Here is a 21,630-nt window from a genome sequence, read left to right on the forward strand (position 1 = left end):
CGGTCGCAAACAAGTATATCAAGCAGGAATTCATCCTGTCCCCGAGTTATCCATGGCCAAAAACAAAACCGCCTATGTTTGTTCCGAATGTGGAGCCGACTTCACCCGCTGGCAAGGTCAGTGCAGCGAGTGCAAGGAATGGAACACCATCACCGAGGTGCGACTGGGGGTGACGACACCCGGCAAGAGCGCTCGCTATACCGGTTATGCGGGCGCCGTCGGCAGCCAGGTGCAGACCCTGGCAGAGATCGCCACCACGGAGATCCCCCGTTTCAGCTCGGGCTTCAAGGAGCTGGACCGCGTACTCGGTGGCGGCGTGGTCCCTGGTTCGGCCATTCTCATCGGCGGCAACCCCGGGGCCGGCAAGTCGACCCTGTTGCTGCAGACCATGTGCGGCCTGGCGCAGCGCATGAAGACCCTCTATGTGACCGGTGAGGAATCACTGCAACAGGTGGCGATGCGGGCCGGTCGGCTGGGTCTGCCCACGGACAAGCTGCGCATGTTGTCCGAGACCAGTGTCGAGCAGATCTGCCTCATCGCCCAGCAGGAGCAACCTCAGATCATGGTCATCGACTCCATCCAGGTGATGCACGTGGCGGATGTGCAGTCCGCGCCGGGGTCCGTCTCCCAGGTGCGGGAGTCGGCGGCGCTGCTGACACGCTATGCCAAGCAGAATCATGTGGCCATCTTCATGGTGGGCCACGTCACCAAGGACGGCACTTTGGCGGGTCCCAAGGTGCTGGAGCACTGCATCGACTGCTCCGTGCTGCTGGATGGCGGGCACGACTCGCGTTTTCGCACCCTGCGCTCCCACAAGAACCGCTTCGGTGCGGTCAACGAACTGGGGGTCTTCGCCATGACCGGGCAGGGAATGAAGGAAGTGAGCAACCCTTCCGCGATTTTCCTCAGCCGCGGGGAGGAGCAGGCTCCGGGCTCCATCGTTATGGTGATCTGGGAAGGCACGCGCCCCCTGCTGGTGGAGTTGCAGGCGCTGGTGGATTACTCCCAGCTCTCCAATCCGCGCCGGGTGGCGGTGGGGATGGACCACAACCGTCTCGCCATGCTGCTGGCGGTGCTGCATCGTCACGGCGGGTTGCAGATGGCGGATCAGGATGTGTTCATCAACGTGGTGGGTGGCGTCAAAGTCGAGGAGACCAGCGCGGATCTGGCGCTGCTGCTGGCCATGGTGTCGAGCTTCCGGGATCAGGCCCTGCCCAAGGATCTGGTGGTCTTTGGTGAGGTGGGGCTCTCCGGCGAGATACGGCCCGTGCCCTCGGGTCAGGAGCGACTGCAGGAGGCGGCCAAGCACGGTTTCCGCCGAGCCATCGTCCCGCATGCCAATGCGCCCAAACATCCCATCGAGGGGATGGAGGTGGTGCCGGTGAAGAAACTCTCCGATGCCCTCGAGGCCCTGTAATCGACCATGAAAAAGGAGCGTATGGACGCTCCTTTGTTTTTCTGCCCGCCCGCTCAGGATTCGGGGGGGACGTGGTCTCGGTGCTCTTGCAGCAACTGCTCCAGCTCGCGATGGAGCAGTTGTTCCTCTCCGATGTTCAGCTCGATCATCCGCTTGAGGTGAGTGGCGCTGTCGATGTCGATGTGGTGGCAGTAAAACCCCAGCTTCTTGCTGGCTTCGTGGGTCAGCTCGACCTGCATCTTGATCTCGATGTCGCTGCCCCCGAGCACGAAGCAGATTTCGTACTCCTTGTCCTCGCTGGCGACCCAATCCTCGGGTCTGAGCAGCAGGGCTCCCTGCAGGGAGACATCGACCAGCTGGGTGCGCCACTGGTGTTCACCCTGGGTGAGCTTGGCGGCGGTCAAATAGAAAATCCGAGTAAAGTGGCGGCGCTCGGCCATGGTCGTCTCCGGTCTGCGTGCGAGCAAGATGCTCATCCTTCATGTTGCAGAGTGTAATCCAGCTGGCACGCCAGGATATTGAACTGGCTCCGATATTGAATATCAGACCTGCTGATGGCTGAGGGATTCCACCACCTGCAGCGCCTTGACCAGCCGATCCTCCTGTTTGAACCTGTCCTCCAGCACGGGGCCGAGTTGGTTCAGATCCTCGTCCAGTTGCAGCAACTGGGCTTCGTCGGCGTTGCTGTACTTGTCGTTGAACTCCAGCGCGAATTCGGTACAGGCACGGATATGGGGGTAGATGCGCTTGGCCAGCTCCAGTTTGTCGCCGCTGGCTTGCTCAAAGGCGGTGACGACGTGGTTGTAGATCTCGAAATGGCCTGCGCTGACGTAGTCGACCAGTTGTTCGCAAAAACGTTGCAGTTCTACATGGCTTGGGAGGGTGCGTTGCTTGCACTTGGCGGGCATGAGGCCTGCCAGTCGCATGTACTCGACCAGCAACGCCTGTCTGGCATCCAGCCAGTCATCTATTGCTCTGTGCTTGCCTGCCAGCGCGCGCTTGGTTTTTTCCAGTTCAGTTAACATAGTCCCTCCATGGGCATGGCATGCGGCACTCGGGTCGCACGCCTCCGGTCATTCTCATCGACTGACGACACTCCTATAACTAGGGAAAATCCAGTTGACCGTCAATAGGAGTGTAGGGATATTGTTACATCAGGCGGGGATTTGCATGCCTCTCCCCACCGGTGCTTCGCATCCTGTCGCCCATCCAGGGGACAAGGGGGCGATATATGTGACTATTTCCGCAGATCTTGATGAAAACCCCAGCATTCAAGCCAATCCGGCTGATAAAGCCTTTGCCTGAGTGTTTTTTTTTGAATAGAGTGGCCTGGTGCTAAATGCCCGATCATAAAGGAAATGTTATGAACAAAGCTCAACTTGTCGATGCAATTGCCGCCAAAGCAGACCTGAGCAAAGCTCAGGCCAAAGTCGCTCTGGAAGAGATCATCAATGGTATTACCCAGAGCCTGAAAGAGGGCGATGCCGTTCAGTTGGTGGGTTTTGGTACCTTCAAGGTCAACCATCGCGCGGGCCGTACCGGTCGCAACCCGCAAACCGGTAAAGAGATCCAGATTGCAGCCGCCAATGTGCCGTCCTTCGTGGCTGGCAAGGCGCTGAAAGACGCCGTCAAATAAGATCGTCTTGTAATCAAATGAAACCCGGCTTGTGCCGGGTTTTTTCTTGCCATCTTCGTCAAAATTTGTTTCAGATACACTCAGGATATGGCATGCGCTGTAGCGAGGTGGATATGGAACAGAAAAATGCCATTCGGCAGGTAGCCGTCCCCTGGGCTCCCTCTCGTCAACTCCCTCCCGGCCTGGTCGTGGCCGAACTGCATCAGGATATCTGGAGCGACACCCTGACCGTCATGCTGGGGCGTGCTCGCAGCATCGATCTGCCTCCGTTGCCCCTGTGCCGGGTGAGTTTTCGCCACATCTTCGCGGTGCGGGTGATGGAGGATTGCGATCTGGCGGAGGGGCGTGACAGCCACGTCATCGAGGAGCAGATCCAGCTCATCACCCCGTCCCGTTTCGCCAGCTGGTTCCATCAGGAGTCCGATGGACTGCACCTGGATGAAGATTTGCAGCACTACCGCATCTCGACCTGGGATTACTGCGCCGATGTGCTGACCTCTTCTCCCCCTGAACTCCAGTTCATGGTTCAGGAGGAGTAAGCCAGACTGTCGGGTCGCCTCCGTGGTGACAAAAAAGCCGGCGCAGGGGCGCCGGCTTTTTCTTGTTCGGGAGCGTGGGGCGCTTAGCCCAGGATCTGGTCCCGGTGCAGCCCCAGCACGACCAGCAGCCCGATGAAATAGAAGGCGCTGAGCTTGATGCCGAGAATGGTGAGCAGGCCGGCGCACAGACGCACCAGGGCCTTGTGCAGCCAGGATCCGGTGAAGCGGTACATGATCACTCCACCGCGTCGGCCGGCGCGAACTCCGGCACCTTGGCCATGGCGTCCAGCACCACTTGAATGTCGGCCCCCGGCTTGCAGGCATTCTCGCTCAGATGGCGACGCCAGGCGCGCGCCCCCTGCATGTTCTGGAACAACCCCAGCATGTGGCGGGTCATGTGGGAGAGGTAGTTGCCCTTGGCCAGCTCCTGTTCGATGTAGGGCAGCATCATCCGCACCACCTCGTGGCGGCTTGGCACGGCACGGTTCTCGTCGAACACCAGATTGTCCACCTGGGCCAGAATGTAGGGATTCTGGTAGGCTTCGCGGCCCATCATGACCCCGTCGAGGTGCTGCAGATGTTCAAGAGTCTGTTCCAGACTGGTCACCCCGCCGTTGATGGCAATGGTCAGATCCGGGTAATCCTGCTTGACCTGGTAGACGCGAGGATAATCGAGGGGCGGGATCTCGCGGTTCTCTTTCGGACTCAAGCCGCTCAGCCAGGCCTTGCGGGCATGGACGATGAAGGTATCGCAACCGGCGTCCCTAACCTGCTCGATGAAGGCCTGCAAGAACTCGTAGGAGTCTTGCTCGTCGATGCCGATACGGGTCTTCACGGTGACCGGAATGTCGACCACGTCGCGCATCGCCTTGACGCAATCGGCCACCAGCGCGGGTTCGCCCATGAGGCAGGCGCCGAAGCGGCCGTTTTGCACCCGATCGGAAGGGCAGCCGACGTTGAGGTTGACCTCGTCATAGCCGCGCTCCTCGGCGAGCCTGGCGCAGCGGGCCAGGTCTGCCGGGTTGCTGCCACCCAGTTGCAGGGAGAGAGGGTGTTCCTGCTCGCTGTAGCCCAGATAGTCGCCCTTGCCGTGGATGATGGCGCCCGTGGTCACCATCTCGGTATAGAGCAGGGTCTGGCGGGTCATCAGACGGTGGAAATAACGGCAATGCCGATCGGTCCAGTCCAGCATGGGGGCGATGGAAAAGCGCTGCGCCTGCATAAAAATCATCCGGGTTGGCCAAACAAGGGGCGGGATTCTATCACAACGTGAGACAGCCCCAGAAAATGAATTTTGTCGCCGCGCACTGGGGGCCCTGTGATAGTATCCGGCTAATTGACAGGGTATCTGCGTGAACATGAATCAAGACCAACTTCTACAACGAGCGGAACGCCTCTGCGAGCAGCGAGGGATCCGTTTCACCCCGACACGGCGCCAGGTGTTCCGGCTGCTTGCCGCCCACGGCAATGCCATCAGTGCCTATGATTTGCTGGCCCAGTTGCAGCAGACCGAGGCTCATGCCAAACCGCCTACCGTCTATCGGGCGCTCGACTTCCTGCTCGAACAGGGCTTTGCCCACAAGGTGGAGTCGCTCAACGCCTTCATCTTCTGCTGCCACTTCGACCATGCCCACCCGATGCAACTGCTGATCTGCGATCGTTGCGGTGAGGTAGTGGAGCTGCACGATCCCGCCATCGACGGCGCCTTTTCCGAGCAGGCTCATCAGCATGGTTTTACTATTACCAACAAGACCATAGAAGCCCATGGTCAATGTGCCCGCTGTTCCGTTACCGTAGGAAGTCAAGATGAAGGCTGATTTTGTAAACCCGTTCCTGCTCTCCCTGCTCAACGTGCTCTCCACCATGGCACAGCTGGAACTCAAACCGGGCGCGCCCAAGCGTAAGACGGACGAGCTGGCTCGGGGAGATGTCTCCGGCCTGATTGGCATGGTGGGTCCGCAGACCCGGGGTTCCCTCTCCATCAGCTTCGAGAAGGGGCTGGCATTGGAGATCATGCGTCGCATGCTGGGGGAGGCGCCGGCCACCATCAACGAGGAAGTGACCGACATGGTGGGCGAGATCACCAACATGGTGACGGGCGGCGCCAAACGCATGCTGGGGGAGAAGGGCTATGAGTTCGACATGGCGACCCCGGTCATCGTCTCCGGTCCCAATCACACCATCACTCACCGGGCCGACGGCGCCAAGATCATGATGCCGTTCGAATCGGAGTATGGCCGTGCCACCATCGAGATCTGCTTCGAGTAATCGCCATGTGGAAGATGCTGAAATGGAGTGTCATCGGTGGGGTGGTGCTGCTTATCCTGTCGGATATCGAGATCAGCACCTCTCTCTACAAGTACGAAGACAACCGCGTGGAGATCAACTTCCCGCGTTGGCAGGCTGACCAGCCCTGGGGCACCCTGCGCTGGCATGCGGGCCGGTTTGAGCATCACTGGTACGGTCTTGCAGGCAAACCCAAGCCAGCAACCGTACTCTGAGGAGCGCTCTCCACAACGGATGAACCAGATTGCACCAACAAAAAAGAGGCCAGCGAATGCTGGCCTCTTTATTTGGTCAAGATCTGTTATCAGGCTGCTTCTGCTGCCAGCTTGCCATTGCCACGCACCATGACACCGAGGCCACAGGCCAGCAGGGTCGGCAGCAACCAGGCCAGACCCTTGTCAAACAGCGGCAGGAAGGCGAACGCATCCATCTTCATGCCGGCGGCGCCCAGGCCGTCCAGGCAGCCGAACAGGAAGGCGACCAGCAGCACGGAGCGGAACACCAGGCGGGGGCGACCGAAGTAACCCTTCAGGAAGGTGACCAGTACCAGCGCCACGGCAACCGGGTAGATGGCGACCAGCACCGGAATGGAGAGGCTGATGAGCTGGCTCAGGCCCACGTTGGCCACGACGCCGCAGATGACACCCAGCAGCACGACCAGCTTCTTGTAGCTCATGCCGGTCAGGTTGTGGAAGAAGTCGGAGCAGGCGGAGATGAGGCCGACGGCCGTGGTGAAGCAGGCCAGGGTGATGATGGCAGCCAGGATGAACTGACCCGGTTGGCCGAACAGGCTCAGCACGTAGGCGTTGACGATGGCACCGCCGTTGCTCACGTCGGTGGCGACGCCAGCAGCGGTGTTACCCAGCTGGAACAGGGAGACATAGACCACGGAGAGACCGATGGCGGAGATGATGCCCGCGATGGCCAGGTACTTGAACTGGCTCTGGTAGTCATGGATGCCTTTCTGGCGCAGCAGGTCGACGATCAGGGCGCCGAACATCAGGGACGCCAGGGTGTCCATGGTGTTGTAGCCTTCCAGAATGCCCTTCACGAAGGGGGTGCTCTGGTAGTCACCGGATGCGGCAGGCATGCTTCCTTGCGGTGCGACGAAGACACCGATGGCCAGGGTCAGCAGCAGCAGCATCAGCAGCGGGGTCAGGTACTTGCCGATGGCATCCATCAGCTTGCCCTGGTTCAGGGAGACCAGGATGGCCACGCCGAAGAACAGTACTGTGTAGGCAGCCAGACCGGATGGTCCCATGTCGCCAAGGAAGGGCTTGAGGCCCATCTCGTAGGCCACCAGGCCGGTACGGGGGGCGGCGAAGGCCGGGCCGATGATGATGTAGATGGCGACGGCCAGTGCGGTGGCCACGCCGGCCGGCAGCAGCTTGGTCATACCGGCCCAGCCGTTGCCAGCCTTGGCGACGGCGATGATGGTGATGAGGGGCAGGCCCACGGCGGTGACCAGGAAGCCCAGCATGGCCAGGGAGAGGTGCTCACCCGCCATGAAGCCGGCCAGGGGCGGGAAGATGATGTTGCCTGCGCCCAGATAGAACGCAAAGGTCATGAAGCCCAATCCGAGTACATCGGACAATGTGAGTGATTTCGTCAAGTTCAACCTCGTCTGTCTTGTAAACTATTGCTTGTTATAGTTTTTTATTTGTCAGTGACCGGCACTTTCCGGGGGTAAAAAAAAGAGCCCCGCTGGTTTTTTCATCGCGACCAGTGGTTTGAACTGGTCTTGAGCGGGCGCTCATTTAGCAGTCAGCATAATGATGTGAAAAAATAGTTCAAGGCAAAATTTACATCTTCAAATAGAAGGGGCTGGTTAGTTGGATATATCTGTCGGAATAGCCTCCTGTGGCAGAATGGATCACAATTTCACCCCTCTCACACTTGTTTAATCCTCTGCCAAGCAGCAATAAAACACGATTTGCCTCTTTCCCCTCTCTGGTGGTAACAGCCAGATAACAACGCTCATACAGATCATAACTCGACGAAATGCATAAAATTTCATCCGCCATCGCCGTGGGCAGCACCAGGGCCAGTTGCCCGGTACGGCTCAGCAGGCGATCGCTGGCGGCCAGCAATCCCCTGGGGTCGAGCCCCCCGGTATGACGGGCCAGAGCCCTGGCCGGATCGCGGAGTGTCTGGCCTGCCGGGAAATAGGGCGGGTTGGAGACGATGAGATCGTAAGGGGGGGCGAGGTGATCCTGAATGGCGCTCTCTATGATGGTGACCCGCTCACGCCAGGGGGAGGCCGCCACATTCTCCTTGGCCTGCATGGCTGCATCCATATCCAGTTCCACCCCGTCTATGTGGCAGTCGTTCGTGCTGCGCTGGGCCAGCATCAGGGCGATGAGGCCGCTGCCGGTGCCGATGTCCAGCACCCGGCGGGCGCTGTCGACCGGCGCCCAGGCTCCCAGCAGAATGCCGTCCGTACCGACCTTCATGGCGCAGCGGTCGTGATCGATGTGAAATTGCTTGAACGTGAAACCGTTGTTGCGCCCCATTCGGCCCTCCTCCTGTGCCTGCCCGTGGAAAATGGCCGGCGATTATAGCGGCTAAGCCACAGTCACCATAGGAGCCGGCGGCATAATCGCCTATAATCTGCCGCTTCCTTAATGACCGAGTATTGCCATGAGCCAGTCCTTTGATGATTTCGACCTGAATCCAGCCCTCAGTCGGGCCTTGGCCGAGATGGGTTTCACCCGCCCCACCACCATCCAGCAGATGGTGCTGGAGCCAGCCCTGGACGGCCGCGATATTCTGGCCTCTGCGCCGACCGGAACCGGCAAGACCGCCGCCTTCCTGCTGCCCGCGATGCAGCAGCTGCTGGACTTCCCGCGCCGCAAGCCGGGGCCGTGCCGCATGCTGATCCTGACTCCGACCCGCGAGCTCGCGCTGCAGGTGAGTGCTCACGCCAAGGCCCTGGCGGTGCACACCCATCTCAGCATCGAGACCATCATCGGTGGCGTCAGCCATGAAGAGCAGCTGCCTGCCCTGACCAAGACCACCGACATCGTGGTGGCCACCCCGGGCCGTCTGCTCGAGTACATCGAGAAAGAGGAGTTCGAGAGCCACGACATCGAGGTGCTGGTGCTGGATGAAGCGGACCGGATGCTGGACATGGGCTTCATCAAGGACGTGAACCGCATCGTGGAAGAGGCGCGTTACCGCAAGCACACCATGCTCTTCTCTGCCACCCTGGAAGGGGCCGGCCTCGAGAAGTTTGCGAGCGAGATCCTCAAAGACCCGGTTGAGCTGCACGCCGAGCCGCCCCGCAGCGAGCGCCGCCCCATCACCCAGTGGATCCACCTGGCTGATGATGCCGCCCACAAGCTGGCTCTGCTGGTGCACATCCTGAAAAACCCGGAAACCCAGAAGGCCATCATCTTCGTCAAGACCCGTGAGCGACTGGCGGAGCTTTCCGGCCAGTTGCAGGCGGCAGGCGTGCCCTGCGCCTGGATCCGTGGCGAGATGGAGCAGGCCAAGCGCATCGAGTCTATCCGCAAGTTCCACGAAGGGGAGGTGCCCTTCCTCATCGCCACCGACGTGGCCGCCCGCGGCATCGACCTGCCGAACGTCAGCCATGTCATCAACTACGACATGCCCTACGGCGCGGATGTTTATGTGCACCGCATCGGTCGTACCGGCCGTGCCGGCAACCGTGGCTGCGCCATCAGCCTGGTGGAAGCCCACGACATGGCCATGGTCGCCAAGATCGAGCGCTACACCGAGGAGCGCCTCAAGCGCCGGGTGATCGATGAGCTGCGCCCCAGACACAAGGAAGCGCGGGTGCCGGTGAAGAAGAAAAAGCCGAAGGATGCCAAGAAGTCGGCAAAGAAGAAAAAGAAGTAATGCCCCCGAGCACAGTTGAAACGGCCATCCCAGGATGGCCGTTTTGCTGTCTGCTGCCTGGGGAGTGGCCTGAGAGAGGCGCAGAAAAAAGCCGACGCAAGGACGTCGGCCAACAAAAAGTGCTTACAACAGAGGATTCACAGAGTCAGACCCGAGGATCTCCGACTTGGTTCCCTTGAATGTGTAATTAATTTTCAGCGCGCTTGAACATCAGGGTATTGGCGTCGGACTCTTCCGGTACAAAGTAGTAGCCGTCGGCATTGAAACCGGTCAGCTGTTCCACCCGGGTGAGCCGATGCTTGATGATGTGGCGTGCCATCATGCCGCGGGCCTTCTTGGCGTAGAAGCTGATGATCTTGAACTGGCCGTTCTTCTCGTCCTTGAAGACCGGGGTGATGATGCGCCCCTGCAGGGCTTTCGGGCGCACCGACTTGAAATACTCGTCGGAGGCGAGGTTGATCAGCACGTCGTCCCCCTGGGCCGCCAGCGCCTTGTTCAGGTGCGCTGTGATGATGTCGCCCCAGAACTGGTAGAGGTCCTTGCCGCGCGGGTTCTCAAGCCTAATCCCCATCTCCAGGCGGTAGGGCATCATGAGGTCAAGCGGCCGCAGTACGCCATAAAGGCCGGAGAGCATGCGCAGGTGGGCCTGGGCGAAGTCGAGGTCGGCCTCGCTGAAATCTTCTACGGCCAGACCGGTGTAGACGTCCCCCTTGAAGGCCAGCAGCGCCTGGCGGGCGTTGGCCGGCGTGAAGTCAGGCTGCCACTCGGCAAAGCGGGCGGCGTTGAGGCCGGCGAGCTTGTCGCTGATCTTCATCAGGCTGGCGATCTGGTCCGGGCTCAGTTGACGAGCCCGGGTGATCAGTGCTGCGGAGTGGTCCAGCAGTTCGGGTTGGGTGAAACGGGAGGTCACCAGGGGTGACTCGTAATCCAGCGTCTTGGCCGGGGAAACCACAATCAGCATAACTGTCCTTTATTAGCGGTGACGCACGCCCCTCAATCATCCAGGGTCACGTTGTCGAGAGTGCCTGCGCCCAGCTGCTCGTGACCCGACAGCTTGATGAGCAGTCGCAGGTCGTTGGCGGAGTCGGCATGGGCAAGGGCCTCACTGTAGCCAATTTGGCCGGCGCAGAACAGGGTGAACAGCGCCTGATCGAAGGTCTGCATGCCGAGCTCGCCGGATTTGGTCATCACCTCCTTGAGTCTGTGCATCTCTCCCTTGCGGATGATGTCGGTGACGAGCGGGGTGTTGAGCAGGATCTCGAAGGCGGCGACCCGGCGCTGCCCATGAGCGGAGGGGAGCAGCTGCTGGGCGACGATGGCGCGCAGGTTGAAGGAGAGATCGAACAGGAACTGGCGGTGCTTCTCCTGGGGGACCAGATGCAGGATGCGATCCAGCGCCTGGTTGGCATTGTTGGCGTGCAAGGTGGCGAGGCAGAGGTGCCCCGTCTCGGCGAACTGGATGGCGAACTCCATGGTCTCCTGGGAGCGGATTTCACCGATGAGGATGACATCCGGGGCCTGGCGCAGGGAGTTTTTGAGGGCGACATCGAAGGATGCGGTGTCGATCCCCACCTCCCGCTGGGTCACCAGGCAGCGATCGTGCTGATGGACGAACTCCACCGGATCCTCCACCGTCAGGATGTGGCCGTCACCGTGCTGGTTGCGAAAGCCGATCATGGCCGCCTGGGTGGTGGACTTGCCGGCGCCAGTGGCGCCGACGAAGAGCACCAGCCCGCGTTTGGCCATGGCGACCTCCTGCAGGATGGGAGGCAGCACCAGCTCGTCAAAGGTGGGGATGCGGGTCTCGATGCGGCGCAGCACCATGCCCGGCATATCCTGTTGCCAGAAGGCGCTGACCCGAAAGCGCCCCAGCGAGCCTCGCTGGATGGCGTAGTTGGCCTCGCGGGTGTGCAGGAAGCGCTCGAAGTGGGTCTCGTCCAGGCTCTCCCTGATCAGCGCCAGCGCCGTCGTCTTGTCGAGGGGAGCCGGCCCGAGCGACACCAGACGCCCGTTGACCTTGAGGGTCGGGGGGGCATCGACCGTGATGAAGAGATCCGAGCCCTTTTGTTCAACCAGTGCGGCGAGCAGAACATCCATGTTCATGGCGACTCCTTGGGTGTGCAAGCTTAAATGGTATTGGGATCGACCGCCTTGGCCTTGGCATCGAGGGAGGCGACGACCCCCCGGTTGACCAGCTGCTTGAGGCTCTGGTCCATGGTCTGCATGCCGTGGGTCATCCCGGTCTGGATGACGGAATAGAGCTGGGCCACCTTGTCTTCCCGGATGAGGTTTCGCACCGCCGGGATCCCCAGCATGATCTCGTGGGCCGCCACCCGGCCGCCACCGATACGCTTGAGCAGGGTCTGGGAGATGACCGCCCGCAGGGATTCGGAGAGCATGGATCGCACCATGTCCTTCTCCGAGCCGGGGAAGACGTCGATGATACGGTCGATGGTCTTGGCGGCCGAGGAGGTGTGCAGGGTGCCAAACACCAGGTGACCGGTTTCGGCGGCGGTCATGGCGAGGCGGATGGTTTCGAGGTCCCGCATTTCACCTACCAGGATGATATCCGGGTCTTCCCGCAGGGCCGACCGCAGGGCGTTGCTGAAGCTCTTGGTGTCGCGGTGTACTTCCCGCTGGTTCACCAGGCAGCGCTTGTTCTCGTGCACGAATTCGATGGGGTCCTCGATGGTGAGGATGTGGTGGTGGAAGTTGTCATTGATGTAATCGACCATGGCGGCCAGGGTGGTGGATTTGCCCGAGCCGGTGGGCCCAGTCACCAGCACCAGGCCGCGAGGGTACTCCGCTATCTTGCGAAATATCTCCGGCGCCCCCAGATCGTCCAGGGTCAGAACGGTGCTCGGGATGGTACGAAACACGGCGCCCGAGCCGCGCGCCTGCTGGAAGGCGTTGACCCGAAAGCGTGCCATGCCGGGCACTTCGAAGGAGAAGTCCACCTCGAAGTTCTCCTCCAGCTCCTTGCGCTGGTGGTCATTCATGATGTCGTAAATGAGAGCATGGACTTCCCGGTGATCCAGGGCGGGCAAATTGATCTTGCGAACCTCCCCATCAACCCTGATCATCGGGGGGACCCCGGCCGAGAGGTGTAGATCCGAGGCCTTATGCTTTACACTGAATGCCAATAACTCTGTGATATCCATAGATTTGTTATTCTCCCATCACAAGATTACGAACGAAATATGAGCCAGATTGCCCAGCACCTGCTTCAGGTAAAGGAACGTATTGTAGAGGCTGCCCGGCGTGTTGGCCGCAGCCCAGATCACATCCAGTTGCTTGCTGTCAGCAAAACCAAGCCGCTGGGGGACATTCAGGCTGCCTACGCCGCCGGTCAGCGGCGCTTTGGCGAATCCTACGCCCAGGAGGCCGCGCTCAAGATTGATGCCTTGCGCGAGCAGAACGCCTGTACAGACATAGAGTGGCACTTTATCGGCCCGCTGCAATCGAACAAGTCCAAGCTGGTGGCGGAGCGGTTCGACTGGGTTCAAAGTGTCGATCGCGACAAGCTCATCGAACGCCTCAACAACCAGAGACCGGGAGGGCTCGCGCCGCTAAATATCTGTCTGCAAATCAATATTAGCGGAGAGAGCAGCAAATCCGGTACGTCGGAGCAAGAGATTTTCCGCCTGGCCTCCCTGGTGGCCCAAAGCGAGCGACTGCGGTTGCGCGGCCTGATGGCCATCCCCGAGCATACCCGCGACGAGGGGGTGCTGGCGGCCCAGATGGCGCGCATGCAGGCTCTGTTCACCGAGCTTGCGCAACAATACCCGAGCGTCGACACCCTTTCGATGGGGATGACCGAGGATCTTGAGCCTGCCATTGCCCATGGCAGCACCATGGTGCGGGTCGGGACCGCCATCTTCGGGGCCCGTGACTATTCATGAGCAAGAGCCGGGGCGAGAAACACCCCCGGTCGTGCTTTTTTTTTTTCAGGTAAACAGGCGCGTGTGATGCTGTCAGCCCGCACAGGTTGGGTCGGCATCCGCTGCGATGTCAGTAACAGGAGTGTTTGATGCAGCAGAGAACCCTCGCCTTCATCGGGGCAGGCAACATGAGCCGCAGTATCATTGCCGGCCTCATCCAGGCGGGTTACCCGGCAGAGCGTATCATCGCCGCCAATCCCAGCCGCCCCAAGCTGGACGAACTGGCCAGCCAGTTCGGCATCCGTATCACCCAGGACAACGCCGAGGCGGCCCGTGAGGCCGAGGTGATCGTGCTGGCGGTCAAGCCCCAGCTGATGGCGGGCATGCTGACGGCGCTGGTGGCCGAGCTTGGCTCGCTGGATGGCAAGTTGCTCATCTCCATCGCCGCCGGCATTCGCGTCGCACGCTTGCAGGAGATGGCGGGCGGTCACGATCGCATCATTCGCACCATGCCCAACACCCCCTCCTTGCTGGGGCTGGGGATGACGGGGCTCTATGCACCGCCCGCCATCGGGCAGGCCGATAGGGCGGTGGCCGAACAGATGATGCAATCCGTGGGCAAGACCCTCTGGGTGGATCAGGAGGCCGGCATCAACGGCGTCATTGCGGCGGCGGGCAGTGCCCCGGCCTACTTCTTCCTGTTCATGCAGGCGATTGCCGAGGAGGCCGAGGCCATGGGCTTTACGCCGGAGCAGGCTCGCCTGCTGGTGCAGCAAACCGCCTTGGGGGCGGCCGCCATGGTGGAACAAAATCCCGAGCTGTCGCTGCAGACCCTGCGCGAGCAGGTGACCAGCAAGGGCGGGACCACGGCCGAGGCCGTCAAGACATTCCAGGAGCAGGGGCTGATGCCGCTGACCGCAAGAGCCATGCAGGCGGCCGTTACCCGGGCCGGCGAAATGGAAACCCTTTTCTGAATCCCTTTTAGCAAGGAGCCCGGATGAACACGGCTTACTTTTTGATTAACACTGTCTTTGATCTCTACCTCATGGTGGTGCTGCTGCGGGTCTGGCTGCAGTGGGCGCGGGCCGACTTCTACAACCCCATGAGCCAGATGGTGGTCAAGCTGACCAACCCGCTGGTGGTGCCCCTGCGCCGCGTCATCCCGGGTTTTGGCGGGCTGGACATGGCCTCTGTGCTGCTGGCGCTGCTGATCGCCTTTGGCAAATTGGTCCTGCTCAAGAGCATGAATGTGCTGCAGACGGACTGGCTCACTCTCTGTCTGTTTGCGACGCTCACCGTGCTGAAGAAGGCGGGTTCCATGATCTTCTGGATCCTTCTGATCCGCGCCATCCTGAGCTGGGTCAGCCAGGGTCGCAACCCCATTGAATACGTGATGCACCAGCTCACTGAACCCTTCCTGGCCCCCATTCGCCGCATCCTGCCTGCACTGGGCGGGCTGGATCTCTCCGTGCTGGTCGCCTTCATCGCGCTGCAGGCCATCAACTACCTGATGGGGGATCTGTTCGGCCAGTTGTGGTGGATGATCTGATGCCCGCCGTCCTGCTGGAAGGGGACGAGTTGGTGTTGCATCTGATGATCCAGCCCAAGGCGAGCCGGGATCAGATCATCGGATTGCACGGTGACGAGTTGAAAGTGGCCATCACGGCACCGCCGGTGGATGGTCAGGCCAACAGTCACCTGATCAAGTACCTGGCCAAGCAGTGCAAGGTGGCCAAGGGGCAGGTTCGCATCCTGCGGGGGGAGCTGGGTCGGCACAAGACGGTCGCCATCGACGCGCCAAAGCAGATCCCCGCCGAGATTGCCGCTCTGCTCGATAATCAGGGTTGATACGAGAGGGATGACATCATGAAAACAGCCTGGATGAGTTGCCTGCTGGCACTCCTTATGACGCTGCCGCTGCGGGCTGAGCAGATGCAGGAGCTGGGCCCCTGGAAAGTGCACTACAGCGCGTTCAACTCCAGCTTCCTCACCCCCGAGGTAGCCAGGACCTATGGCCTGGAGCGCAGCCGCTATAACGGCATCGTCAATATCGCGGTGCAGAACAAGCAGGGGGTGGCACAGGCGGTGGGGATCAGCGGCGAAGCCCGCAATCTGACCGGCACCCTTCGCACCCTGAATTTTCAGGAGGTGAAAGAGGGGAATGCCATCTATTACCTGGCAGTGCTGCCCTATCGCAATGAGGACACCTACCAGTTCACCCTGAAGATCATGGGGGAGGGGCAGCAGCAGACGCTGACCTTCCAGCAGACCTTCTACGTCGACTAGATTGCAGGGTGAATGCAGATGCCCTGCCCCTACGGGGGCGGGGCATTTTTTTGCCCGGTGAACCGGTACTCTACGTCAGTGGCTGGCCAGGGGATAGGTAAACAGGGCCAGGTGGGCGAAGTTGAACAGGAAGTGGAGCAGGATGGCGATACTGAGGCGCCCGCTCAGCTGGAACGCCAGGCCATAGCAGGCCCCCGCCAGCGCGGCGAACAACACCAGCAACGGGCCACCGGCAAGATGGGCTGCGCCGAACAGCAGGCTGGCGACCAGGAGACCTGCCCAGGGCGTGCTTCGGCTTGCCACCCCTTGCTGGATGCATCCCCGGAACAGCGCTTCTTCCGCCACACAGGTGAACAGCAGGTTGTTGAACGCGAACAGCCACCACCAGTGGGGCAGTCCCGCTTCGGGTTTGAGGGCGCCCAGTTGCCAGGCGGTGATGAGCAGGGCCGCGAGCGGCAGGATGAGCAGGGCCAGCGGCCGCCAGCGCATCGTTCCACCCGGGCCGAGCAGGCCGGGGATGGCCAGCAGCAGGGCGAAGAAAATGAGCGGCTTGTCCAGATTGAGGTAGAGGGTGAAGGGCATGCTGGCCGGGCCCGCCTGTACCTTGTCGAGCACCCTGAGATTGTCAAAGCCGGGCACCAGATGCAGCGTCAGGGCGAGGGACCACAGCAGGACCAGCGTCAGTGCGACGCCGCGCCAGGGTGGGGGCAGGGTGGGGGTACGCCAGGCCAGCAGCAGACCGGCGAGGCTGACAAGAGCGGCGAGGGGCGCGAGTCGCTCAAGCCAGAGGGCGGTGAGCAGGGCTAGTCCCAGCAGGAGCATGCCGGGCCTGGTCCGGCGGGCGAGGCAGCAGAGTACGGCGAGCCCCAGGACGAGCCAGATGAGGATATCGGGGAGTGGTAACATCGAGTCTCCTTGTATGAATGAAGGGCGCACCTTAACGATCCCCGTGGTCTGGTTCAAGGAAAAGGGGGTGGCCGGGACTGGCCGGCAGAAGACGCGCAATGAAAAGCCGGAGCTGGGCTCCGGCTTGGGCGGCGGCAAGATGCCATCGAGAGAGGCGATGGCCTTCCCGTATCAGCGACCGGACTCGGCGATGACCCGGGCGATGATGTCGGCGCGTTTGCTGGCTTCCAGCTCGCCCAGGGCGATGAGACCGGCCTTGAAGATGACGTTCTTCGGCAGACTGACGTCATCCAGGGTGGTGATGGCCTCGACGTGCATGCCGTTCAGGCGGCTGGCATCGCGCGGGCTCAGGTTGACCTGGGTGTTCAGCACCTGCTTGCCCTTCTTCTTGGGCTGGGCGGGTTTCTTCGGTTGATCCAGCTCGTCTTCCGGCAGTTCGTCATCAAAATCGTAAATGGACATAGTCAATCCTGTTGGGTTGCAAGGGGCATGCTCGCCCGAATGGGGGTAATCAGCCCATATCCTCGTTGCGGATAAAGGCGCGCCAGGAGCCGAGTACCTGGGCAAAATCTTCCAGCCCGCACATGGCCAGCTGTTCATCATCGTAGTAGGCGAGATCGTCGAGATCCTCATCCTGCTCGATATTGAGGACATTGGCCTTCACCTCGGCTTCCTCGTGGGTCAGCAGCAGGGAGTAGTCACCCCCCAGCAGCCGGTATTCGGTGCGGGCCCGGCTGGAGAGCTGGTCGATGATGGCGAACAGCTCGTCGAGCTTCTCCTCGTCCTTGCCCACCTCGTCGATCAACCACTGGCCGATGGCTTCATGGCCCATGGAGAACCGGGCGCGATAGCCACCGAACGGGTCGCGGCGAAATTCATAATCCATAGCGGAGTCCATATCGGAGGGTGAAACCACCACGGCGCAAAGCGGCATGATGCCGGATCCTTGATCCATGGTGGGGCACTGATAGCGTAAAGTGGCCTATTCTAGCGATCCCCCCCGCGCTTGTCTTGATGATGTGGGATCTTTAACGGGTGATCCCGGTGATGGCGCACGCCGGGGACCCTGTCAACGAATGGTATGGAGAGGCAATGCAGCTCAACGACGCGCTCGCGCATCAGATAGTCAGCCGGGCGATGAAGATCCTCTCGTTCTCGGTCAACGTCATGGATGAGCGGGGACTCATCATTGCGTCCGGCAATCCGGAGCGGCTGCACCAGCGCCACGAGGGGGCTGTGCTGGCCCTGACCGAGAACCGGGTGGTGGAGATAAGCGAGGCCACCGCCCGGGAGCTCAAGGGAGTGAGGCCCGGCATCAACCTGCCCATCGCCTATCAGGGGGAGCTGCTCGGCGTCATCGGCATCTCTGGGGATCCGGACATCGTGCGTGCTTACGCCGAGCTGGTGCGCATGACCGCCGAGCTCATCCTGGAACAGGCGGCACTCACCGAGCAGTTGCAGTGGGACAAGCGCCACAAGGAGGAGCTGGTGTTGCAGCTCATTCGCGGCGAAGGGCGGGCCGATCAACTGCAACAGGTGGCCCGCTTCCTCGAGCTGGATCTCGCCCAGCCCCGGGTGGTGGCCGTGCTGGCGCTGGAGGAGGCCGAGCCCGCCCAGGTGAGGGAGCTGGTTCACCTGCTGGAAAACCCGGAGCGGGACAACCTGGTGGCCATCAACGGCCTGGACGAGATAGTGGTGCTCAAACCCGCCCAGCTCAGCGACGGCGTCTGGCAGTCGGCGCAGGAGCGCAGCCGGATCCGGCAGCTGCTCTCTCGTATTCCCCATTTCAAGGTTCGCATCGGTGTGGGTGATTACTTCGCCGGCATCCCCGGGCTGGCGCTCTCCTACCAGACGGCGCGCGACACCTTGCGCCGTGGCATGCGCCAGTCGCCCCGCAAGCAGGTCTATTTCTTCGAGGATTACCGGCTTTCAGTGCTGCTCGGCACCCTGGCGGACTCCTGGCAGGCGGATCAGCTACGGGCTCCGCTGCAAAAGCTGGCGCAGGAGGACACAAAGGGAACGCTGCAAAAGACGCTGCGGCAATATTTCTTGCAGGATTGTGATCTGCATCCCTGTGCCGAAGCCCTGTTCATTCACCCTAACACCCTGCGTTATCGACTGACCCGGATAGAGCAGATAACCGGCTTGAATTTCAACAAGTTAGATGACAAGTTCCTGCTCTATCTCGGGCTCAGTCTCGATAGCTGATTTGTCTTTTCCAACAAAAATACAAGGCCGGTAAATGCTTTTTTTGGTTTTATGGCCAAAGCATTCCAGGTGGGGATCCCCATAATGACGCCACTCATTACAACAACAAGGTGCCCGTCATGATCCCAGTCTCCGCGCTCGGCGCGCTCGCCGCGCTTTCCATCGCCATCTTCCTCATCCTGAAGAAGGTGCCGCCCGCTTACGGCATGATTGTCGGTGCCCTGGCCGGTGGCCTGATCGGTGGCGCCGATCTGACCCAGACCGTCGCCCTGATGATCGGCGGCGCCCAGGGGATCACCACGGCAGTGATGCGGATCCTGGCGGCGGGCGTGCTGGCCGGGGTGCTCATCGAATCGGGCGCCGCCACCACCATCGCCGAGACCATCGTCAAGAAACTCGGCGAAACCCGCGCCCTGCTGGCCCTGGCGCTGGCCACCCTGATCCTGACCGCGGTCGGCGTCTTCGTGGACGTGGCCGTCATCACGGTCGCCCCCATTGCGCTGGCCATCGCCCGCCGTGCCGATCTCTCCAAGGCGGCCATCCTGCTGGCGATGATAGGCGGTGGCAAGGCGGGCAACGTCATGTCTCCCAACCCCAACGCCATCGCGGCAGCCGATGCCTTCCACCTGCCTCTCACCTCGGTGATGGCGGCGGGCATCATTCCCGGCCTGTTCGGTCTGGTGATGGCCTACTGGCTCGCCAAGCGCCTCAATAACCGGGGCAGCAAGGTGGCCGCCGACGAGGTGGTGAGCTTTGACGGTGCCAAGTTGCCCGGCTTTGCCGCCGCCATCAGTGCGCCCCTGGTCGCCATCCTGCTGCTGGCTCTGCGTCCCATCGCCGGCATCGTGGTGGACCCGCTCATTGCGCTGCCCCTCGGCGGCCTGGTGGGGGCCCTGATGATGGGCAAGTTCACCAAGGTGAACCAGTTTGCCGTCTCGGGCCTGGCCCGCATGGCGCCGGTGGCCATCATGCTGCTGGGGACGGGTACCCTGGCGGGCATCATCGCCAACTCCGGCCTGAAAGATGTGCTCATCAGCGGCCTGACCGCTTCCGGTCTGCCCTCCTATCTGCTGGCCCCCATCTCCGGTGCCCTGATGTCGCTGGCGACCGCCTCGACCACGGCCGGGACTGTGGTGGCCTCCAACGTGTTCAGCGCCACTCTGATTGAACTGGGGATCAGCAGCCTGGCTGGGGCCGCCATGATCCACGCCGGCGCCACCGTGTTTGACCACATGCCCCACGGCTCCTTCTTCCATGCCACCGGCGGCAGCGTCCACATGGGCGTCGGCGAGCGACTCAAGCTCATCCCCTACGAAACCGCGGTCGGTCTGACCATCGCCGTTGTCTCCACCCTGATGTTTGGCGTGTTTGGCCTCGCCTAAGGAACTGATATGAAAATTGTGATCGCCCCCGATTCATTCAAGGAGAGCCTGAGCGCCATGGCGGTGGCCGATGCCATCGAGGCCGGTTTCAAGCAGGTGCTGCCGGATGCCACCTACGTCAAGCTGCCCATGGCCGATGGCGGCGAGGGGACGGTGCAGTCTCTGGTGGATGCCACCGGTGGTCGCATCCTGCCGGTCGAGGTGACCGCCCCCCTCGGCAACAGGGTGCAGGGCTTCGTGGGCCTGCTGGGGGATGGCAAGCGCGCCGTCATCGAGATGGCGGCGGCCTCCGGCCTCCATCTGGTGGCGCCCGAGCTGCGCAATCCACGGCTCACCTCCAGTGTCGGCACCGGGGAGCTGATCCTGGCCGCGTTGGAGATGGGGGTGAACCACCTCATCCTCGGCATCGGCGGCAGCGCCACCAATGACGGCGGTGCCGGCATGATCCAGGCACTCGGCGGCAAGCTCCTGAAAGCAGATGGTACCCCCATTGCGCCGGGCGGTGCCGGTCTGGCCGAGCTGGCCACCATCGACCTGAGCGGGCTGGATCCCCGTCTGAGCGGGCTCACCATCGAGGTGGCCTGCGACGTGGACAATCCGCTGTGCGGCCCGAAAGGGGCGTCCGCCGTGTTCGGTCCGCAGAAGGGGGCAACTCCCGAGATGGTGGCCGAACTGGATGCCAATCTGGCCCGTTACGCGGACTGCATCGAGCAGGCGCTTGGCAAGCAGGTGAAGGAGATCCCGGGAACGGGGGCCGCAGGCGGCATGGGGGCAGCCCTGGTGGGGCTGCTTGGCGCCGAGCTCAAACCCGGCATCCGGATCGTCATCGAGGCGCTGAACCTGGCCGAGGCGGTGACTGATGCGGATCTGGTCATCACCGGCGAGGGCCGCATCGACAGCCAGACCATCCATGGCAAGACGCCCATCGGGGTAGCTCGTTGTGCCAAGCAGTTCGGCAAGCCGGTGATCGGCATCGCCGGATGCCTCACCGATGACTGCGGCGTGGTGCACGAGCACGGACTGGATGCGGTGTTCGCCGTGGTCAATCGGGCCATGTCCCTGCCGGAGGCGCTGGCCACCGCCACCACCAACCTGCAGCTCACGGCCCGCAACGTGGCGGCTCTCTACCTGCTGCGCAAATGACCCTCTCTCCTGGCCGATGCGGTGCATCGGCCTGACCTTGCCCCGTGCAGCAGAGTGAGCGGCCCGGCGTGGCACCTCTGACGCA

Annotated in this window: 27 protein-coding genes; 15 read left to right on the forward strand and 12 right to left on the reverse strand. The window is 61.7% G+C overall.

From position 1 onward, the window contains the following. The first annotated feature begins 52 nt into the window (after window positions 1–52). Window positions 53–1,417 (forward strand): DNA repair protein RadA, encoded by a 1,365-nt coding sequence (gene radA / locus I6L48_RS06540; RefSeq protein WP_010673036.1) that lies wholly within the window; start codon window positions 53–55, stop codon window positions 1,415–1,417. Between the two features lie 53 nt (window positions 1,418–1,470). Here radA and I6L48_RS06545 read toward each other — a convergent pair whose 3' ends face one another. Together I6L48_RS06545 and rsd are read right to left on the reverse strand one after the other, a co-directional pair. After that, window positions 1,471–1,857, reverse strand: a complete 387-nt coding sequence (locus I6L48_RS06545; protein WP_029313755.1) for a PilZ domain-containing protein — start codon at window positions 1,855–1,857, stop codon at window positions 1,471–1,473. Window positions 1,858–1,959: 102 nt separating this feature from the next. Then, window positions 1,960–2,442 (reverse strand): sigma D regulator, encoded by a 483-nt coding sequence (gene rsd / locus I6L48_RS06550; RefSeq protein ID WP_216987882.1) that lies wholly within the window; start codon window positions 2,440–2,442, stop codon window positions 1,960–1,962. 338 nt (window positions 2,443–2,780) lie between these two features. Between rsd and hupA the strand changes: the two genes are divergently transcribed. Next, a complete protein-coding gene (gene hupA, locus I6L48_RS06555) occupies window positions 2,781–3,053 on the forward strand; it encodes a nucleoid-associated protein HU-alpha (RefSeq protein ID WP_005305063.1) in 273 nt (90 codons plus the stop codon). Window positions 3,054–3,166: 113 nt separating this feature from the next. Beyond that, window positions 3,167–3,592, forward strand: a complete 426-nt coding sequence (locus tag I6L48_RS06560) for a hypothetical protein (RefSeq protein WP_029313758.1) — start codon at window positions 3,167–3,169, stop codon at window positions 3,590–3,592. A gap of 83 nt (window positions 3,593–3,675) precedes the next feature. Here the strand turns inward: I6L48_RS06560 and I6L48_RS06565 are convergent, their stop codons facing one another. Together I6L48_RS06565 and dusA are read right to left on the reverse strand one after the other, a co-directional pair. Beyond that, the gene (locus tag I6L48_RS06565) at window positions 3,676–3,825 is read right to left on the reverse strand and encodes a hypothetical protein (RefSeq protein ID WP_113069590.1); all 150 of its coding nucleotides are present in this window, start codon (window positions 3,823–3,825) and stop codon (window positions 3,676–3,678) included. A 2-nt stretch (window positions 3,826–3,827) separates the two neighbouring features. Next, window positions 3,828–4,814: a tRNA dihydrouridine(20/20a) synthase DusA gene (gene dusA / locus I6L48_RS06570; RefSeq protein ID WP_113069591.1), complete on the reverse strand. Its 987-nt coding sequence runs from the start codon at window positions 4,812–4,814 to the stop codon at window positions 3,828–3,830. A 136-nt stretch (window positions 4,815–4,950) separates the two neighbouring features. Here dusA and zur point away from each other — a divergent pair, with 136 nt between their 5' ends. Genes zur through I6L48_RS06585 form a run of 3 tightly spaced genes read left to right on the forward strand, consistent with a single transcriptional unit; the run spans window position 4,951 to window position 6,093 of the window. After that, window positions 4,951–5,409 carry a zinc uptake transcriptional repressor Zur gene (zur, locus tag I6L48_RS06575; protein ID WP_049636537.1) on the forward strand — a complete coding sequence of 153 codons (459 nt, stop codon included), beginning with the start codon at window positions 4,951–4,953 and terminating at the stop codon, window positions 5,407–5,409. Beyond that, window positions 5,399–5,860, forward strand: coding sequence for a chemotaxis protein CheX (locus I6L48_RS06580; protein ID WP_010673043.1), 462 nt, complete (start codon window positions 5,399–5,401; stop codon window positions 5,858–5,860). The genes zur and I6L48_RS06580 overlap by 11 nt, the downstream gene beginning before the upstream one ends. Window positions 5,861–5,865: 5 nt before the next feature. Further along, on the forward strand, window positions 5,866–6,093 hold the full coding sequence (locus I6L48_RS06585) for a hypothetical protein (protein ID WP_039039956.1): 228 nt from the start codon (window positions 5,866–5,868) through the stop codon (window positions 6,091–6,093). Between the two features lie 89 nt (window positions 6,094–6,182). On the opposite strand, the gene brnQ is transcribed toward I6L48_RS06585, so the two are convergent. Next, window positions 6,183–7,445 carry a branched-chain amino acid transport system II carrier protein gene (brnQ, locus tag I6L48_RS06590; protein ID WP_050485178.1) on the reverse strand — a complete coding sequence of 421 codons (1,263 nt, stop codon included), beginning with the start codon at window positions 7,443–7,445 and terminating at the stop codon, window positions 6,183–6,185. 235 nt (window positions 7,446–7,680) lie between these two features. Continuing rightward, window positions 7,681–8,391 (reverse strand): tRNA1(Val) (adenine(37)-N6)-methyltransferase, encoded by a 711-nt coding sequence (locus I6L48_RS06595; protein ID WP_113069592.1) that lies wholly within the window; start codon window positions 8,389–8,391, stop codon window positions 7,681–7,683. 127 nt (window positions 8,392–8,518) lie between these two features. On the opposite strand from I6L48_RS06595, the gene srmB reads away from it, so the two are divergent. After that, on the forward strand, window positions 8,519–9,739 hold the full coding sequence (gene srmB / locus I6L48_RS06600; protein WP_113069593.1) for an ATP-dependent RNA helicase SrmB: 1,221 nt from the start codon (window positions 8,519–8,521) through the stop codon (window positions 9,737–9,739). Between the two features lie 187 nt (window positions 9,740–9,926). Here the strand turns inward: srmB and yaaA are convergent, their stop codons facing one another. The 3 genes from yaaA to tapT are packed head-to-tail and all read right to left on the reverse strand — an operon-like array spanning window position 9,927 to window position 12,900. Continuing rightward, on the reverse strand, window positions 9,927–10,700 hold the full coding sequence (gene yaaA, locus I6L48_RS06605) for a peroxide stress protein YaaA (protein ID WP_039039959.1): 774 nt from the start codon (window positions 10,698–10,700) through the stop codon (window positions 9,927–9,929). Window positions 10,701–10,732: 32 nt separating this feature from the next. Continuing rightward, a complete protein-coding gene (locus I6L48_RS06610) occupies window positions 10,733–11,842 on the reverse strand; it encodes a PilT/PilU family type 4a pilus ATPase (RefSeq protein ID WP_113069594.1) in 1,110 nt (369 codons plus the stop codon). Between the two features lie 23 nt (window positions 11,843–11,865). Beyond that, a complete protein-coding gene (gene tapT, locus I6L48_RS06615) occupies window positions 11,866–12,900 on the reverse strand; it encodes a type IVa pilus ATPase TapT (RefSeq protein ID WP_010673050.1) in 1,035 nt (344 codons plus the stop codon). A gap of 39 nt (window positions 12,901–12,939) precedes the next feature. Between tapT and I6L48_RS06620 the strand changes: the two genes are divergently transcribed. From I6L48_RS06620 to I6L48_RS06640, 5 genes are all read left to right on the forward strand, one after another. Next, on the forward strand, window positions 12,940–13,641 hold the full coding sequence (locus tag I6L48_RS06620; RefSeq protein WP_049636471.1) for a YggS family pyridoxal phosphate-dependent enzyme: 702 nt from the start codon (window positions 12,940–12,942) through the stop codon (window positions 13,639–13,641). Between the two features lie 128 nt (window positions 13,642–13,769). Then, window positions 13,770–14,594 carry a pyrroline-5-carboxylate reductase gene (proC, locus tag I6L48_RS06625; protein WP_069784313.1) on the forward strand — a complete coding sequence of 275 codons (825 nt, stop codon included), beginning with the start codon at window positions 13,770–13,772 and terminating at the stop codon, window positions 14,592–14,594. A 23-nt stretch (window positions 14,595–14,617) separates the two neighbouring features. After that, complete coding sequence (locus I6L48_RS06630; protein ID WP_113069595.1) at window positions 14,618–15,169, forward strand: YggT family protein; 552 nt, start codon at window positions 14,618–14,620, stop codon at window positions 15,167–15,169. Further along, a complete protein-coding gene (gene yggU, locus I6L48_RS06635) occupies window positions 15,169–15,468 on the forward strand; it encodes a DUF167 family protein YggU (protein ID WP_010673054.1) in 300 nt (99 codons plus the stop codon). The genes I6L48_RS06630 and yggU overlap by 1 nt, the downstream gene beginning before the upstream one ends. An 18-nt stretch (window positions 15,469–15,486) precedes the next feature. After that, a complete protein-coding gene (locus tag I6L48_RS06640) occupies window positions 15,487–15,906 on the forward strand; it encodes a DUF4426 domain-containing protein (RefSeq protein WP_029313762.1) in 420 nt (139 codons plus the stop codon). A 75-nt stretch (window positions 15,907–15,981) separates the two neighbouring features. Here the strand turns inward: I6L48_RS06640 and I6L48_RS06645 are convergent, their stop codons facing one another. The 3 genes from I6L48_RS06645 to I6L48_RS06655 form a co-directional block, all read right to left on the reverse strand. Continuing rightward, entirely contained in the window at window positions 15,982–16,812 is an 831-nt protein-coding gene (locus I6L48_RS06645) for a CPBP family intramembrane glutamic endopeptidase (protein WP_113069596.1), read from the reverse strand. Between the two features lie 171 nt (window positions 16,813–16,983). Continuing rightward, entirely contained in the window at window positions 16,984–17,274 is a 291-nt protein-coding gene (locus I6L48_RS06650; protein WP_039039963.1) for a hypothetical protein, read from the reverse strand. A 49-nt stretch (window positions 17,275–17,323) separates the two neighbouring features. Then, a complete protein-coding gene (locus I6L48_RS06655; RefSeq protein ID WP_039039964.1) occupies window positions 17,324–17,698 on the reverse strand; it encodes a YacL family protein in 375 nt (124 codons plus the stop codon). 206 nt (window positions 17,699–17,904) lie between these two features. Between I6L48_RS06655 and I6L48_RS06660 the strand changes: the two genes are divergently transcribed. The 3 genes from I6L48_RS06660 (at window position 17,905) to I6L48_RS06670 (ending at window position 21,545) form a co-directional block, all read left to right on the forward strand. Beyond that, window positions 17,905–19,020, forward strand: coding sequence for a sugar diacid recognition domain-containing protein (locus tag I6L48_RS06660; protein ID WP_039039965.1), 1,116 nt, complete (start codon window positions 17,905–17,907; stop codon window positions 19,018–19,020). Between the two features lie 119 nt (window positions 19,021–19,139). Continuing rightward, window positions 19,140–20,402: a GntP family permease gene (locus I6L48_RS06665; protein ID WP_039039966.1), complete on the forward strand. Its 1,263-nt coding sequence runs from the start codon at window positions 19,140–19,142 to the stop codon at window positions 20,400–20,402. A 9-nt stretch (window positions 20,403–20,411) separates the two neighbouring features. Then, window positions 20,412–21,545 (forward strand): glycerate kinase, encoded by a 1,134-nt coding sequence (locus I6L48_RS06670; RefSeq protein ID WP_113069597.1) that lies wholly within the window; start codon window positions 20,412–20,414, stop codon window positions 21,543–21,545. Window positions 21,546–21,630: the final 85 nt, after the last annotated feature.

Origin of the sequence: Aeromonas sp. FDAARGOS 1418, assembly GCF_019048585.1 — a bacterium.
Lineage (GTDB): Bacteria > Pseudomonadota > Gammaproteobacteria > Enterobacterales > Aeromonadaceae > Aeromonas > Aeromonas caviae.

Excerpts from the sequence above, each read along its gene's own strand:
- srmB (WP_113069593.1), top strand. The coding sequence starts at position 8,519 with ATGAGCCAGTCCTTTGATGATTTCGACCTGAATCCAGCCCTCAGTCGG.
- radA (WP_010673036.1), top strand. The coding sequence starts at position 53 with ATGGCCAAAAACAAAACCGCCTATGTTTGTTCCGAATGTGGAGCCGAC.
- I6L48_RS06595 (WP_113069592.1), bottom strand. The coding sequence starts at position 8,391 with ATGGGGCGCAACAACGGTTTCACGTTCAAGCAATTTCACATCGATCAC.
- I6L48_RS06630 (WP_113069595.1), top strand. The coding sequence starts at position 14,618 with ATGAACACGGCTTACTTTTTGATTAACACTGTCTTTGATCTCTACCTC.
- I6L48_RS06565 (WP_113069590.1), bottom strand. The coding sequence starts at position 3,825 with ATGTACCGCTTCACCGGATCCTGGCTGCACAAGGCCCTGGTGCGTCTG.
- I6L48_RS06645 (WP_113069596.1), bottom strand. The coding sequence starts at position 16,812 with ATGTTACCACTCCCCGATATCCTCATCTGGCTCGTCCTGGGGCTCGCC.
- yggU (WP_010673054.1), top strand. The coding sequence starts at position 15,169 with ATGCCCGCCGTCCTGCTGGAAGGGGACGAGTTGGTGTTGCATCTGATG.
- hupA (WP_005305063.1), top strand. The coding sequence starts at position 2,781 with ATGAACAAAGCTCAACTTGTCGATGCAATTGCCGCCAAAGCAGACCTG.
- I6L48_RS06640 (WP_029313762.1), top strand. The coding sequence starts at position 15,487 with ATGAAAACAGCCTGGATGAGTTGCCTGCTGGCACTCCTTATGACGCTG.
- I6L48_RS06560 (WP_029313758.1), top strand. The coding sequence starts at position 3,167 with ATGGAACAGAAAAATGCCATTCGGCAGGTAGCCGTCCCCTGGGCTCCC.
- I6L48_RS06580 (WP_010673043.1), top strand. The coding sequence starts at position 5,399 with ATGAAGGCTGATTTTGTAAACCCGTTCCTGCTCTCCCTGCTCAACGTG.
- dusA (WP_113069591.1), bottom strand. The coding sequence starts at position 4,814 with ATGCAGGCGCAGCGCTTTTCCATCGCCCCCATGCTGGACTGGACCGAT.
- proC (WP_069784313.1), top strand. The coding sequence starts at position 13,770 with ATGCAGCAGAGAACCCTCGCCTTCATCGGGGCAGGCAACATGAGCCGC.
- I6L48_RS06665 (WP_039039966.1), top strand. The coding sequence starts at position 19,140 with ATGATCCCAGTCTCCGCGCTCGGCGCGCTCGCCGCGCTTTCCATCGCC.
- I6L48_RS06670 (WP_113069597.1), top strand. The coding sequence starts at position 20,412 with ATGAAAATTGTGATCGCCCCCGATTCATTCAAGGAGAGCCTGAGCGCC.
- I6L48_RS06620 (WP_049636471.1), top strand. The coding sequence starts at position 12,940 with ATGAGCCAGATTGCCCAGCACCTGCTTCAGGTAAAGGAACGTATTGTA.
- yaaA (WP_039039959.1), bottom strand. The coding sequence starts at position 10,700 with ATGCTGATTGTGGTTTCCCCGGCCAAGACGCTGGATTACGAGTCACCC.
- I6L48_RS06585 (WP_039039956.1), top strand. The coding sequence starts at position 5,866 with ATGTGGAAGATGCTGAAATGGAGTGTCATCGGTGGGGTGGTGCTGCTT.
- I6L48_RS06545 (WP_029313755.1), bottom strand. The coding sequence starts at position 1,857 with ATGGCCGAGCGCCGCCACTTTACTCGGATTTTCTATTTGACCGCCGCC.
- I6L48_RS06655 (WP_039039964.1), bottom strand. The coding sequence starts at position 17,698 with ATGGATTATGAATTTCGCCGCGACCCGTTCGGTGGCTATCGCGCCCGG.
- brnQ (WP_050485178.1), bottom strand. The coding sequence starts at position 7,445 with ATGACCTTTGCGTTCTATCTGGGCGCAGGCAACATCATCTTCCCGCCC.
- I6L48_RS06610 (WP_113069594.1), bottom strand. The coding sequence starts at position 11,842 with ATGAACATGGATGTTCTGCTCGCCGCACTGGTTGAACAAAAGGGCTCG.
- I6L48_RS06660 (WP_039039965.1), top strand. The coding sequence starts at position 17,905 with ATGCAGCTCAACGACGCGCTCGCGCATCAGATAGTCAGCCGGGCGATG.
- rsd (WP_216987882.1), bottom strand. The coding sequence starts at position 2,442 with ATGTTAACTGAACTGGAAAAAACCAAGCGCGCGCTGGCAGGCAAGCAC.
- tapT (WP_010673050.1), bottom strand. The coding sequence starts at position 12,900 with ATGGATATCACAGAGTTATTGGCATTCAGTGTAAAGCATAAGGCCTCG.
- I6L48_RS06650 (WP_039039963.1), bottom strand. The coding sequence starts at position 17,274 with ATGTCCATTTACGATTTTGATGACGAACTGCCGGAAGACGAGCTGGAT.
- zur (WP_049636537.1), top strand. The coding sequence starts at position 4,951 with ATGAATCAAGACCAACTTCTACAACGAGCGGAACGCCTCTGCGAGCAG.